Raw genomic sequence first — 13,860 nt, forward strand, 5'->3', positions numbered from 1 at the left:
CCCGCCCCTACGGGGTCTCGCTCCAGTCGCCGGGCGTCAGCCCTCGACCGGGACGATGTTTACGGTCTTGCGACCGCGCTTCTCGCCGAACTGGACCGCGCCCGCGGCCAGGGCGAACAGCGTGTCATCGCCACCACGACCGACGTTGACGCCGGGGTGGAACTTGGTGCCACGCTGGCGGATCAGGATCTCGCCCGCGTTCACCACCTGGCCGCCGTACCGCTTCACGCCGAGGCGCTGGGCGTTGGAGTCGCGCCCGTTGCGGGAGCTGGACGCACCCTTCTTGTGTGCCATTGCTGTCAGCTCCTACTTGGTCTTGATGCCGGTGACCTCGACGCGGGTCAGCCGCTGCCGGTGCCCCTGCCGCTTGTGGTAGCCGGTCTTGTTCTTGAACTTGTGGATGCGGATCTTCGGGCCCTTGGTCTGCTCGACGACCTTGCCGGTCACCGACACCTTGGCCAGCTTCGCCGCGTCGGTGGTGACCTTCTCGCCGTCGACGACGAGCAGCGCGGGGAACGAGAGCTCGGCTCCCGGCTCACCGTCGAGCTTCTCGACCTCGACGATGTCGCCGACGGCGACCTTGTACTGCTTGCCGCCGGTCTTGACGATCGCGTACATCGGGACGGAACTCTCCTGCTACTCGGTTCTCGAAACAGAGGGCTGCGCGGGTGCCAATGCCGCGCGCGAGTCGGCCCACCGTTCGGCGGGCCGACTACCAGCGTACGTGGCCGCGAAATCGAGGGTCACACCGGGGTCAGCCATCGTTCGAGGCGTGTACCGGCGGTCCCGCGGGCCGCGAGGCCCCCCGCCGCACCGGCCGGCGCGGGGGCGACGACACCGGCGACGCGGATGACTCCGGCGGTGCCGAACCGTCCGCCGCGGGCTCGAGTTCGGCCTGGTCCGCGGTGGGCTCGGCGTCCTGCGCGCCCTCGGTCGCCTGCTCGGGCACACCGCCGTTGCGGCCGCCGGTCTTGGTGAAGCTGTCCGCGCCGGCCGGGACGGTCGACACCGCGGGCTCGGGCGACTCGACTGTCGTGGTCGGCTCGCCGGCATTACGGCGCGAGCGGCGCCGGGCCCGTCCGGTGGGCGCCGGACTCGTGACCGGGCCGGGCTCCGCCGCTGCGGTCGGCTCCAAAGCGGCGGAGTCGACGACGGCCGGTCCCGCCACGGCAGGGGCGGCAGCGTCCACGGCGGCCGGTTCCGCGGCCCGTGCAGGCTCCGGGGACGGCTCGGATGCGGACGACGACGGCTCGGTGTCGTCCGGCTGAGCCTCGCCGTTCGCCTTGCTCGTGGCCTTCGCGATGTCGCGCACGGCCTTGGCGGCCTCCTTGGCCGCGGCTTCCTTGGCGGCCGCCTCCTTGGCCTCCTTGGCGGCCTCCCGGTCCTCGCCGCGGCCGCGGGAGCGGCGCCCGCCCTGCTGGCCGGTGCCGTTGGGTCCGGCCGGCTTGCCCACCGGCTCGGTGGACACCAGCACGCCGCGGCCCTTGCAGTGCTCGCACGTGGTGCCGAACGCCTCCAGCAGGCCGGTGCCGACCCGCTTGCGCGTCATCTGCACCAGGCCCAGCGAGGTCACCTCGGCGACCTGGTGGCGGGTGCGGTCCCGGCCGAGGCACTCGGTGAGCCGGCGCAGCACGAGGTCGCGGTTGGACTCCAGCACCATGTCGATGAAGTCGATCACGATGATGCCGCCGATGTCGCGCAGCCGCAGCTGGCGCACGATCTCCTCGGCCGACTCCAGGTTGTTGCGGGTGACCGTCTCCTCGAGGTTGCCGCCGGACCCGGTGAACTTGCCGGTGTTGACGTCGATGACGGTCATCGCCTCGGTGCGGTCGATCACCAGGTACCCGCCGGAGGGCAGCCAGACCTTCCGGTCGAGCGCCTTGAGCAGCTGCTCCTCGATGCGGTACTCGGCGAACACGTCGTTCCTGCCGACGTGCTTGCGAACCCGGTCGGCGAGCTCCGGCGCCACGTGCCGGACGTAGGCGTCGACGGTCTCCCACGCGTTCGTGCCCTCGATGACCAGCGCGGAGAAGTCCTCGGTGAACAGGTCACGCACGACCTTGACCAGCAGGTCGGGCTCCTCGTAGACCAGCGCGGGCGCGGTGACCTTCTTGGTGCCGTTCGCGCCCCGGGTCCGGTCCCGGATGACCTGCCACTGCGCCTGCAGCCGGCGCACGTCGCGGGCCAGCTCCTCCTCGCTGATGCCCTCCGACGCGGTGCGGATGATCACGCCCGCGTCCTCCGGCACGACCCGCTTGAGCACGTCCTTGAGCCGCCGCCGCTCGTTCTCCGGCAGCTTGCGCGAGATCCCGGTGGCGCCGCCGGCCGGCACGTAGACCAGGAACCTGCCGGGCAGGGAGATCTGCGTGGTCAGCCGGGCGCCCTTGTGACCGACCGGGTCCTTGGTGACCTGCACCAGCACGCTGTCACCGGTGGACAGCGCCTGCTCGATCTTGCGGGCCTTGCCCTCGAGGCCGGCCGCGTCCCAGTCGACCTCGCCGGCGTAGAGCACGGCGTTGCGGCCGCGTCCGATGTCGACGAACGCCGCCTCCATCGAGGGCAGCACGTTCTGCACGCGGCCGAGGTACACGTTGCCGACCAGCGAGCCGCTGCCCGACGACGTGACGAAGTGCTCGACCAGCACGCCGTCCTCCAGCACGCCGATCTGGATCCGGTCGCCGCGCTCGCGGACCACCATCGCCCGGTCGACCGACTCGCGCCGGGCCAGGAACTCGGCCTCGGACAGGATCGGCGCGCGCCGCCGGCCCGCCTCCCGGCCGTCACGGCGTCGCTGGCGCTTGGCCTCCAGCCGGGTCGAGCCGCGCACGCTGCGTACCTCGTCGCGGCCGTCGGAGTCGGCCTTGTCCTCGCCGCCGCGCGACTCGCGGACGTGCACCACCGTGTTCGGCGGATCGTCCTCGGTCGGGCCGTTCTCGTCGTCCGTGCCGCTCTTGCGCCGCCGGCGACGACGGCGGCGCCGGCTCGCGGACTCGGTCTCGTCGGCGTCGTCCGCGTCGTCCTCCGCGTCGGCGTCGTCGGCCTTGGCCTTGCCGCGGCGCCGGTCGGACTTCTCCGGCTTGTCGGCCGGCTTGTCGTCCTTGCCCGGCTGGTCCGCCCTGTCCTCGTCAGACCGGTCCTCGCCGTCCGCACCGTCCTCGCCCTGGCCGCCCTTGCCCCGGCCGCGACCACGGCGGCCCCGCCGGCGGCGCGGCCGCGAGTCGTCACCGGTGTCCTCGTCGGTGTCGGGCCCCTCGTCCGAGGTCTCCTCGGCTTCGACGTCCGCCGGCTCCGGCTCCCGCCGGGACGGCGGGGCGACCTGCTCTGGCGGGCGGAACACCGGCGCGGCGGACGCGAACACCGGCGTCGGCGGCACCTGGCGGGCGGGCGGCTGACCGGGCGCCTCGGCCCGCTGTTCGGTGACCGGCTCGCCGGATTCGGCCGGGACGCCGAACGACTCGGCGACCTTGAGCGCGACCTCCTTGTCGATGCTCGACTGCACGCTGCGACCGGTCACCCCGGCCTCGGTGACCACGGCCAGGACCTCCCGGCTGTTGCGGCCGAGCAGCTTGGCCAGCGCGTGGATGCGGATCCGGGCGGGCAGGTCGGCCAGCGCGGCGGAGATGGTTGTGGTGGTATCCCCGCCGGTCTTCCCGGCAGGTTTCGTCGTATCCGACATGTAGCTCCTTCGCCCCCGGGCGCGTCCGCAGGTGGCCGGCGCCTGGGCACCGACCCTCGCGGACGCGGCCGCACGGGGGCCTCGTCGTCCAGCTCCACCGTGCTCCTTCGGTGAAGCGTGTTGTCGTTCCGCCGCTGGGCGGCGGGAATCCTCGCCTCTCGCCATGTGGCCGCCGAGCACTCGCTCGCCGGCCGGTCACGGCAGGTCAGTCACAACGTCGCTCCGAGCGGGGCTCGCTCCCCGAGCGTCCGCCGAGCTGTCAGCCCGCCGGGTGTACCGCCCGGTCCGGGGCCAACGGGTCGGACAGGCCTCCGCTGTCGTCGAGCCGTCCCTGGGCCATCCGGGTCGCCTTCGCGGGCACCGGCGGTTCCAGAGCGGCGACGACGCGAAGCGCGCTCAGCACGTCGTCCGGTCGAACAACAGGTGTTGTCTGTCGCACGACCACGTCGAGTATCCCACACGGCACGCCGGGCGGTGGCGGGTCCGACGCGTGGGCCTCGTCATGCACGGTCGCGGACACCATCGCGGCGCGTACGTCGATCGTGCGCATACCGTGCTTGGTCAGGCGCTCTACGTCGACGGCCGGCGCGGCCAGCGTCCGCTCGGCGGCGTCGCGCAGGTCCGCCGCGGGCACCCCGGACAGCTCGATCCGCCAGCAGCTCGCCTCCAGCCGGTCGGCCAGCGAGTCCCCGCCCACGGCTACCACGGCCTCGAGCACGTCCAGGCCGGCCGGCATGGCGCCGTCCAGCGTCGCGACCAGGTCGGCCGGCTCGACGACCTCGACCAGCTGGATCTCCACGTACTCGGCCTCGCTCGCCACCCCGGTCGGCGCCGCGCCGAGCCAGGAGATCTTCGGATGCGGGTTGAAGCCCTGCGAGTACGCCATGGGCACCCGCGCCCGGCGCAGCGCCCGCTCGAAGGCGCGGGCGACGTCGCGATGGGAGGTGAACCGCAACCTGCCACGCCTGGCGTAGCGCAGCCGCAGCTTCCGTACCGCCGGGGCGGAGGGATTGGGCCGGTCCTGCCTGGTCAGCGTTACTCCTTCTGGTGGGATGTGGCTACTCCGGTGGTGCCAGAGCGCCCCTGCTGGCACGGTACCCCCAGGTTCAATTCCGGCGATGAGCTTGTCTGGTCAGGGCCCAGTGGCTACCGTCCGGGCATTGGACAGCCGGTGTCCCGGGCCGGCCGCCCCAACATATGGAGGTCACCGTGCCTCTGCTGCGCCGTCTACCGGTGGCAGCGGTAACAGCCGTGGTACTCGCCACGAACCTGGTCACGACCGGCGTCGTGGCGAACGCACAACCACCCGACGAACCGCCCGCGTGCACCGACACGCTGCCGGAGTTGCGGTATCTGGTGCTGTTCGGCACCGGAACCACCCGACCGGCCGCGGCCCGGGAGATCACCGCCGCGTGCGGCGCGCTGACCGGGTACTACCCCCAGATCGGCGTCGCGGTGGCCACCTCCCCCGACGCCCGGTTCGCCACCCGGATGGGCCCGGACCGCGCGTTCAGCGCGCAGCGGGTGATGCGCCCGCAGCATGGCCCGCGCAAGGCCGACGAGACGGAGTCGACGCGGGCGCAGGTGACCGCGGACCCGGCGGCGGTGTCCACCGTGGACCTCACGTCCGCGCAGTGGGACATGGACCTGATCCACGCGGACCGCTCGCGGCTGATCCACCAGGGCAACAGGAACGTCGTGGTCGGCGTGCTCGACTCCGGTGTGGACCCCAACCACCCGGACCTGCGGGCGGCGCTGGACCCCGCGCTGTCGGCGGGCTGCCTGTCCGGGATCCCCGACACCGCAAGGAAGGCGTGGGTTCCGACGGCGTCGCCGCACGGCACGCACGTCGCGGGCACCATCGCGGCCGCCGACGACGGTCGCGGCATCGTGGGGGTGGCGCCGGGCGTTCGGGTCGCGTCGGTGAAGGTGGTCGACGACGCCGGCTTCATCTTCCCCGAGTACGCGGTGTGCGGGCTGATGTGGGCCACCACCAACAAGATGGCGGTCACGAACAACAGCTACTTCGTCGACCCGTGGCTGATGACGTGCAACCGGGACAGCGAGCACGTGGTGTTCGAGGCGGTGCGGCGCGCGGTGGACTACGCGACGCGGCAGGGCACGCTCACGGTCGCCGCGGCCACCAACGAGAGCGCGGACCTGTCCGACCCGGGTGGACAGACGGCGGACGGCCCGTCGGGCGCGTCCGGTGTGGACCGGCGGACGCTGGACAGCGGCTGCAAGGTGCTTCCGGCGGGGCTGCGCGACGTGGTGGCGGTGTCGGCGACCGGCTCGGACAAGCTCAAGGCGGGCTACAGCTCCTACGGCCTCGGGGTGATCGACGTGACCGCGCCGGGTGGCGAGCCGCGCTCGTCGTCCTCGCCGCCGGCGGCGTCCGCCTCGGCCGACTCCGCGAAGGCGTCGTGCGTGCTGTCCACGGTGCCGGACGGGTACGACCGGTACTGCGGGACCTCGATGGCCACGCCGCACGTGACCGGGGTGGCGGCGCTGCTGGCCAGCTCGCACCCGGAGGCCTCCCCGTCCGAGCTGTCGCGGATGCTGACCGACCAGGCTGAGTCGGTGCCCTGCCCGGCCGACTACGACCTGGACGACACCGGGGCCCAGGACGCCTACTGCGACGGGTACGCGCCGTACAACGGGTTCTACGGCCACGGCATGGTGGACGCCGAGGCGGCGGTGACCGAACGCCCGGCGACCGACCTCCCACTGATCGAGCCCGCGGTCAGCGAGCCCGGCCCGGGCGAGAGTTAGGCCCTGGTCCGAGTCAGACCGGGGTGAGCGGCAGCAGCTTCTTGCCGGAGGGGCCGACCTCGATGTCCGTGCCCATCGACGGGCAGACGCCGCAGTCGAAGCACGGGGTCCAGCGGCAGTCCTCCAGCTCCCGCGCGTCCAGGGAGTCCTGCCAGTCCTCCCACAGCCAGGTCTTGTCCAGGCCCGAGTCGAGGTGGTCCCACGGCAGCACCTCGTCCTCCGTGCGCTCGCGGGTGGTGAACCAGGCCAGGCTCACGCCCAGCGGCTCGAGCTCCGCGGCGGCCGCGGACGTCCAGCGCTCGTAGGAGAAGTGCTCGCTCCAACCGTCGAAGCGGCCGCCCTCGCGCCAGACGCGTTCGATGACCCTGCCGACGCGGCGGTCGCCCCGGGAGAGCAGGCCCTCGATGAGGCTCGGCTTGCCGTCGTGATAGCGCATGCCGATGTTGCGGCCCAGGCCGCGGTCGGAGTTCACCGCCGCACGCAGCTTGCGTAGCCGGTCGTCCACTGTGTCCGGATCGCACTGGGCGGCCCACTGGAACGGCGTGTGCGGCTTGGGCACGAACCCGCCGATGGAGATCGTGGCGCGGATGTCCTTGCGGCCACTGGCCTCTCGACCCGCCCTGATGACCTCCTGGGCCATCGCGGCGATCTGCAGGACGTCGTCGTCGGTCTCGGTCGGCAGGCCGCACATGAAGTACAGCTTCACCTGCCGCCAGCCGGCCGCGTACGCCGCGCTGACCGTCCGGATGAGATCCTCCTCGGACACCATCTTGTTGATGACACGGCGGATCCGCTCGCTGCCGCCCTCGGGCGCGAACGTCAGGCCCGAGCGCCTTCCGTTGCGGGACAGCTCGTTCGCGAGGTCGATGTTGAACGCGTCGACCCGGGTGGACGGCAGCGACAGGCCGGTCTGGGTGCCCTCGTACCGGTCGGCGAGCCCCTTGGTGATCTCGGCGATCTCCGAGTGGTCCGCGCTGGACAGGGAGAGCAGGCCGACCTCCTCGAAGCCGCTCGTCTCGAGCCCGCGGTGGACCATCTCACCGATGCCCTCGATGGACCGCTCACGCACCGGCCGGGTGATCATGCCGGCCTGGCAGAAACGGCAGCCCCGGGTACAGCCGCGGAAGATCTCCACGCTCATCCGCTCGTGCACGCTTTCCGCGAGCGGCACCAGCGGCTGCTTGGGGTAGGGCCACGCGTCGAGGTCCATCGTGGTGCGCTTGGCGACGGTCGCGGGGACGCGCTCGCGGTTGGGCGTGACCGGGTTCAGCACACCGCCGGCGGCATAGCTGACGTCGTAGAACCGCGGCACGTAGACGCCGCCGGTCTCGGCCAGCCGGGTGAGCAGCTCGTCCCGGCCGCCGGGCGAACCCTCCCGCTTCCAGCGGCGAACCAGGTCCGTGATCTCGAGGACGGCCTCCTCGCCGTCGCCGAGCACGGCGGCGTCGAGGAAGTCGGCGATCGGCTCGGGGTTGAACGCGGCGTGCCCGCCGGCGATGACGATCGGGTGGTCGTCTGTGCGGTCGGCGGCGTGCGGTGGGATGCCGGCGAGGTCGAGGGCGGTGAGCAGGTTCGTGTAGCCGAGCTCGGTCGCGAAGCTGACCCCGAGCAGGTCGAAGGCGCCGACCGGCCGGTGCGCGTCGACGGTGAACTGGGGCACGCCGTGCTCGCGCATCAGCGCCTCGAGGTCGGGCCACACCGCGTACGTCCGCTCGGCCAGGACGTCGGGCTGCTCGTTGAGCAGCTCGTAGAGGATCATGACACCCTGGTTGGGCAGGCCGACCTCGTACGCGTCCGGGTACATCAGCGCCCAGCGCACGGCGGCGGTGTCCCAGTCCTTGACGGTGGCGTTGAGCTCCCCGCCGACGTACTGCACCGGCTTGGACACCCTGGGCAACAACGGCTCGAGCCTGGAAAAGACGGACTCCATAGTGCCCGCAAGCCTAACTCGCGGTCCGGCGCGGCTCGGTTGCGCCGGTGATCGCGAAGCGAGATAGTTGAACAGTCGACCATCTGTCCCTGACTCGTGGAGGTCACCGTGGACATCGTCGCCCTCATCGGACGCATCCTGTTCGTCGCACTCTTCCTCGGTTCCGGCTTCGGCCACCTCACCCAGGCACAGGCCATGGCGGGGTACGCGACGAGCAAGGGCGTGCCGCAGGCCAAGCTCGCCGTGCAGGCGAGTGGCGTGCTGATCATCGTTGGTGGGCTGATGGTGTTGCTGGGGCTGTGGCTGGACCTCGGCGCGCTCCTGCTGGTCGTCTTCCTCGTCTCGACCGCGGTCCTGATGCACCCGTTCTGGAAGGAGACCGACGCGCAGGCCAAGCAGATGGAAATGGTCCAGTTCCTCAAGGACATGGGCCTGGCCGGCGCGGCGCTGCTCATCATGGCGCTCTACGCCGGGTACGGGGCGGACATGGGCGTCACGATCACCGGCCCCCTGTTCTGAGTCGACGAGCACTATTCAGAACACTCCTTATCAGCAGCGCCCGGGCACGCTGCGGGCCTGTTTTGAATAGTGCTCGGCCCGCCGCCGCGCCGACCCAGACTCGGTGGGGTCAACGCAGCAGCAGCACGCCCAGCCGGCGGGACGCCACCACGACGCCGATTACGGCCATCACCGCGAAGTACAGGAGGTGGCCGAGGATCGAGCCGTCGACGTGGCCCGTGCTCAGGCCGCGCATGATCTCGATCGCGTGGTACAGCGGCAGGCACTGGACGCCGACCTGCACCAGACCCGGGTAGACCGTCAGCGGGAAGAACGTCGTCGAGAACAGGAACATCGGCATCAACGCCAGCTGCACCAGGTCGAAGTCCTGCCACGAGCGCATGAACGTCGTGCACGCCATGCCGATCGCCGCGAACGAGAACGCGATCAGCAGCGACGCGGGCAGCGCGAGCACCGCCCACGGCGACGCGATCAGGCCCATCGACAGCATCACGACGAGGAAGCCGAACGCGTACATCCCGCCACGCAGCAACGCCCACGCGATCTCACCGATAGCCACGTCCAGCGGGCCCAGCGGCGTGGCCAGCATCGCGTCGTAGAGCTTGGCGTACTTGAACTTGAAGAAGATGTTGAACGTGGCGTCGTACACCGCACCGTTCATCGCCGACGCCGCCAGCAGCGCCGGCGCCACGTAGGCGACGTAGCCGATCGGCTCGCCGCCCGGGCCGACCACGTCCCCGACCAGCTGGCCGAAGCCGACGCCCATCGCGAACAGGTAGAACAACGGCTCGCAGAAGCCCGACACCACCGCGAGCCACGCGCGGCGGTTGACCAGCAGCGAGCGCTCGACCAGTACCCGCGCCCGGCCCGCGTACAGGCCCGTCGGCAGCACCCGCAGCAGCAGGCCGGCCCGTGGCGGAGCCTCGACGTCGTGCGGCGTGCCGGTCGCGGGGTTCATGGTGCGCCCCGCTCCTCCGCTCCCGCTCACAGCGCCAGCCTCCGGCGGAAGCTGCGGACGGCGTACCAGACGCCGGCACCGGTCACGGCCACGAGGAACGTGACGTGGCCGAGCGCGGGCAGCCAGGCCAGCGTGCCGAACGCGGCGTCGCGGCCGACCTCGGTGCCGTGCCAGATCGGCGTGACCCAGGCGAGCGGGCGCAGCCACGCCGGCAGCTGCTCGACCGGGAAGAACGCGCCGGCGAACAGCGTCATCGGCATCACGACGAACCGAAACAGCGCGTTGAACTGCTGGCCCTCGGACTCCAGCGTGGCCGCGTACGCGACCACGGGTGCCGCGAACGACATCCCGGTGAGCACCGCGACCACCAGGGTGAGCAGCACCCCCGGCCCGGTCAGCGTGCCCAACGCGGCCGCCACCACGAGATAGGCCGCACCGGAGGTGACCAGCCGGATGGCGATCCAGCTCAGCTGGCCGGCCAGGATCTGCGCCGGCGAGATCGGCGACGCCGCGATCGCCAGGTAGGTCTGCTGCCACTTGAACGCGGAGAGCACCGGGTAGGTGGACTCGAACGCCGCGATCTGCACGGAGGTGGCGACGAGCAGCGCCGGCGCGAGGTACACGACGTAGCGCAGGCCGCCCGTGGCCTCGCCTGGCTCCACCTGTGAGCCCAGCCCGAACCCCAGCGCCAGCAGGAACAGCACCGGCTGCACGACGCTGGACACCACGGTGGCCCGCCAGTTGCGCTTGTACCACGTCCACAGGCCCTCGACGACGATCAGCGCGGCACGCACCGTACCCAGCGCCCGGCCCGTGCTCCGCGACATCGTGTCCACTTCGGACGTTCGGGTCATCAGTCCACCAGCGTCCTTCCGGTCAGCCGCAGGAACACGTCCTCCAGGGTGCTGCGCCGCACCAGACTCGACACCGGCCGCACCCCGCGGGCGTGGGCGGCCGCCAGGACAGCCTCCCCGTCCCCGGCGTAGAGCAGGATCCGGTCGGGCAGCACCTCGGTGCGGTCGGCCAGCCCGTCGAGCGGGTGCTCGGCCGTGTCACCGGGCGGGAAGCGCAGCTCGAGGACCTCGCGGGTGGAGTACCGGCCGATCAGCTCGGCCGGGCTGCCCTCGGCGACGATGCGGCCGCCGTCCATCACGACCAGGCGGTCGCAGAGCTGCTCGGCCTCGTCCATGTAATGGGTGGTGACGATCAGCGTGACGCCGTTCTGCTTGAGCCGGAACAGCCGGTCCCACAGCAGGTGACGGGCCTGCGGGTCGAGGCCGGTGGTCGGCTCGTCGAGCAGCATCAGCTCGGGGTCGTTGATCAGCGAGCGCGCGATCGTGAGCCGGCGCTTCATGCCACCCGACAGCGGCTCCACCTCGTCCTCGGCCCGCTCGGTGAGCTGGGCGAAGTCGAGCAGCTCGGCCGCCTTCGCGCGGAGGTGGGACTTCGACAGGCCGAAGTAGCGGCCGTACACGTGCAGGTTCTGCCGGACCGTCAGCTCGGAGTCGAGGTTGTCCTGCTGCGGCACGACACCCAGCCGCGCCCGGATCCGCGGCCCGTCGCGGTCGGGGTCCATGCCCAGCACCCGCAGCTCGCCGTCCGAGCGCGGGGACACGCAGCCGACCATCCGCATCGTCGAGGACTTCCCGGCACCGTTGGGCCCCAGGAACCCGAACGCCTCGCCGCGCCGCACCTCGACGTCGATCCCCCGCACCGCGACGAATTCGCCGAAGCGCTTGACCAGCCCCCGCGCCTGCACCAGCGCACCTTCATCTCCCACGCCTGCAGGCTACGTCTGGGCCCTGACAACTCCCGAACACTTGTCTCCTCACCCGGCGGTGGGGAGGCCCCTTCCTCTCACTGTGCGTCATGAGACATGATTGGACTCGCCAGCTCGAACCACAGGAGAGGAGGGGGATTCCGTGAACACGAACTCTCCCGAACCTGTCGAAACGAGCTTCACCTCTGATTTGATCGATCTCGGCGCGGTGTCGCTGGGAACCTTGCGCAAACTGGACAGCGCGCAGGTTCGGGTAGCCTTGGATCGTGTCGTGCAGCAGACCGGCCGACCAACCAAGTCGATCGCTGGTTGTTCCCAAGCCCACGGGATCGACTGATCCCGACGTGGTCCTGACATAGCATGGCCGAGGGTGCAGCCGTGCCTACCGATGAGCACCACGAAGGTTGCGGGTTCGCCTCGTATCACCTCTCCCGGTCCGCGATCGACGATCTGGCCAGTGGCTCTGCCCAGCCCACCGTGATCCAGCAACTTCAACAGGCGGAACGCAGCCGGCGGCTGCTGTTACTGCGGGCTCTGGACGAGAAGCTGACGAAGGACCCCACGCTGGTCGGCCCGCTGACGGCGCCGGACGACGTGTGGGAGTTGCTCGCGAGAGCCGAGCGCGTCGTACCGGAGGCAATGGACCTGCTGCTCGCACACCCGTACACCGGTGCCTGGGCGGGCTACGTCACCAGGCTGCTACGCGACAAGATCACCGGTGTGTGCCCGCTGTGGATGCACGTGGGCCACCTGCATGCGCTCGCCGCGGCCGTCGCGATCCGGGGCGGGCTCTCGTTCGCCCTCCGTGTACCGGTGTGGGACGGCGGGGCCATCATCCCCACCGTGGGCATGGCGCGCCTGGCCGCCGATACGCCGTACTCGGTCGCCGACGTGCACGTCGACCGCGACGTCGTGGAGATCAGCAACGCCGCGACCACCGTGCGCCTCCCACGCGACCACGCCGGGGACGCTACGAACTGGTGGGGCATGCGCACGCTGGCAACCCGCTCCGGACACCTCGCCCTCTCGGTACGGCTGGACGACCTCGACCCCTACCGAGGACTCTACGAACCGGTTCCGCCACAACGAATCGCGCGTGCGGACGTCGATGGCTGGCAGCACGTGCTCAACGAAGCGTGGCACATCGTGAGCCGCTGCCTGCCGGATCTCGCGGCCGGTTTCGCCACTGGTCTCCACTCGCTGGTCCCACGCCCAGCAGTCCCGTTGCGAACTCTGAGCGCGTCGACCGGTGAAGCGTTTGGCAGCGCAATCATCGCCCAGCCTGCCGACGCCGCCACGCTCGCCGCGACGCTGGTCCACGAGTTCCACCACAACCTGCTCGGCGGACTGCTGCACATGATCCCTCTGTACGAGCACGATCCCGCCGAGCGGTTCTACACATTGTGGCGGGACGACCCCCGGCCCATCGCCGGAGTGCTGAGCGGCATCCACGCGTTCTTCGGCGTCACCGCCTTCTGGCGAGCGTTGGGCCGAGACGACCCGGGCGAGGCCGAGCGCAGGGCCGGTTTCGAGTACGCCTACTGGCGCGACGGGACCTGGCGTGTGCTGCGGTCGTTGTCCGGTGACCCACACCTCACCGAGGCGGGGCAACGGTTCCTCGACAGCATCACCGCACGACTGCGGCCATGGCTGGACGAGCCGGTGCCGGCCGGCATGGCCGAGCTGGCTGGTGCCGCGGCGGCGGATCATCATGCCGGGTGGCGGATCCGGCACCTGCGACCACCGGCCCGGACCGTGCAAAGCTACACCGACGCGTGGGTGGTCGGGCGGCAACGTCCGAGCCTCACGGAGCCCGACGGACGACTGACGCCAACGCCGATCCCGGACGGCTCGTGGTGCGGTGCGCGCACCGACCTGATCCGCGCCGGCCTCGCCGTGGCCGAGCCGGATCCCGAGGAGATCACCTTGATGGTCCCCGATGCCACACGGGCGGACGTGGCCTACGTGTCAGGCCACAACGACCGAGCCATCCATGGCTACCGAAGTGAACTGGCCGAGGACGGCAATCGGCCCGATTCCTGGGTCGGCCTCGGCCTCGCGCTGTCGGCACGCGAACCGGGCGCGGACGCCGCGCGGGCGCTCTTGCGGTGTCCGGAGCTGGTCCGAGCGGTGCACCGCAGCATCAGGAGCCGAACCGGAACGCCACCGGCACCCGAGGAGCTGGCGGACTGGATCGGCAGGTCCGGCTGCTGACTCTCACCAAG

General features: G+C 71.2%; 12 protein-coding genes. 4 read left to right on the top strand and 8 right to left on the bottom strand.

Annotation, left to right across the window (positions count from 1 at the left end; genetic code table 11):
- Positions 1–36 precede the first annotated feature (36 nt).
- The 4 genes from rpmA to ACRDTB_RS05870 form a co-directional block, all read right to left on the bottom strand.
- The gene (gene rpmA, locus ACRDTB_RS05855; RefSeq protein WP_075126399.1) at positions 37–294 is read right to left on the bottom strand and encodes a 50S ribosomal protein L27; all 258 of its coding nucleotides are present in this window, start codon (positions 292–294) and stop codon (positions 37–39) included.
- Positions 295–306: 12 nt separating this feature from the next.
- Complete coding sequence (gene rplU, locus ACRDTB_RS05860) at positions 307–618, bottom strand: 50S ribosomal protein L21 (protein ID WP_431428924.1); 312 nt, start codon at positions 616–618, stop codon at positions 307–309.
- Between the two features lie 136 nt (positions 619–754).
- Complete coding sequence (locus ACRDTB_RS05865) at positions 755–3,676, bottom strand: translation initiation factor IF-2 N-terminal domain-containing protein (RefSeq protein WP_431428925.1); 2,922 nt, start codon at positions 3,674–3,676, stop codon at positions 755–757.
- A 259-nt stretch (positions 3,677–3,935) separates the two neighbouring features.
- A complete protein-coding gene (locus ACRDTB_RS05870) occupies positions 3,936–4,631 on the bottom strand; it encodes a TIGR03936 family radical SAM-associated protein (RefSeq protein ID WP_431428926.1) in 696 nt (231 codons plus the stop codon).
- Positions 4,632–4,909: 278 nt separating this feature from the next.
- Between ACRDTB_RS05870 and ACRDTB_RS05875 the strand changes: the two genes are divergently transcribed.
- Positions 4,910–6,448, top strand: a complete 1,539-nt coding sequence (locus ACRDTB_RS05875; RefSeq protein WP_431428927.1) for a S8 family peptidase — start codon at positions 4,910–4,912, stop codon at positions 6,446–6,448.
- 13 nt (positions 6,449–6,461) lie between these two features.
- Here the strand turns inward: ACRDTB_RS05875 and ACRDTB_RS05880 are convergent, their stop codons facing one another.
- Positions 6,462–8,378 (bottom strand): TIGR03960 family B12-binding radical SAM protein, encoded by a 1,917-nt coding sequence (locus ACRDTB_RS05880; protein WP_431428928.1) that lies wholly within the window; start codon positions 8,376–8,378, stop codon positions 6,462–6,464.
- 108 nt (positions 8,379–8,486) lie between these two features.
- On the opposite strand from ACRDTB_RS05880, the gene ACRDTB_RS05885 reads away from it, so the two are divergent.
- Positions 8,487–8,897: a DoxX family protein gene (locus ACRDTB_RS05885; protein WP_431428929.1), complete on the top strand. Its 411-nt coding sequence runs from the start codon at positions 8,487–8,489 to the stop codon at positions 8,895–8,897.
- Positions 8,898–9,006: 109 nt separating this feature from the next.
- Here ACRDTB_RS05885 and ACRDTB_RS05890 read toward each other — a convergent pair whose 3' ends face one another.
- Genes ACRDTB_RS05890 through ACRDTB_RS05900 form a run of 3 tightly spaced genes read right to left on the bottom strand, consistent with a single transcriptional unit; the run spans position 9,007 to position 11,635 of the window.
- Positions 9,007–9,855 (bottom strand): ABC transporter permease, encoded by an 849-nt coding sequence (locus ACRDTB_RS05890; protein WP_431428930.1) that lies wholly within the window; start codon positions 9,853–9,855, stop codon positions 9,007–9,009.
- Positions 9,856–9,881: 26 nt separating this feature from the next.
- Positions 9,882–10,709 (bottom strand): ABC transporter permease, encoded by an 828-nt coding sequence (locus ACRDTB_RS05895; protein WP_431428931.1) that lies wholly within the window; start codon positions 10,707–10,709, stop codon positions 9,882–9,884.
- The gene (locus tag ACRDTB_RS05900) at positions 10,709–11,635 is read right to left on the bottom strand and encodes an ABC transporter ATP-binding protein (RefSeq protein ID WP_431428932.1); all 927 of its coding nucleotides are present in this window, start codon (positions 11,633–11,635) and stop codon (positions 10,709–10,711) included. The genes ACRDTB_RS05895 and ACRDTB_RS05900 overlap by 1 nt, the downstream gene beginning before the upstream one ends.
- A gap of 142 nt (positions 11,636–11,777) precedes the next feature.
- On the opposite strand from ACRDTB_RS05900, the gene ACRDTB_RS05905 reads away from it, so the two are divergent.
- Both ACRDTB_RS05905 and ACRDTB_RS05910 read left to right on the top strand, forming a co-directional pair.
- Positions 11,778–11,972, top strand: coding sequence for a hypothetical protein (locus tag ACRDTB_RS05905; protein WP_431428933.1), 195 nt, complete (start codon positions 11,778–11,780; stop codon positions 11,970–11,972).
- A 41-nt stretch (positions 11,973–12,013) separates the two neighbouring features.
- Positions 12,014–13,849 carry an HEXXH motif domain-containing protein gene (locus ACRDTB_RS05910; RefSeq protein WP_431428934.1) on the top strand — a complete coding sequence of 612 codons (1,836 nt, stop codon included), beginning with the start codon at positions 12,014–12,016 and terminating at the stop codon, positions 13,847–13,849.
- Positions 13,850–13,860: the final 11 nt, after the last annotated feature.

The organism is Actinophytocola sp. (assembly GCF_050699935.1).
Lineage (GTDB): Bacteria > Actinomycetota > Actinomycetes > Mycobacteriales > Pseudonocardiaceae > Actinophytocola.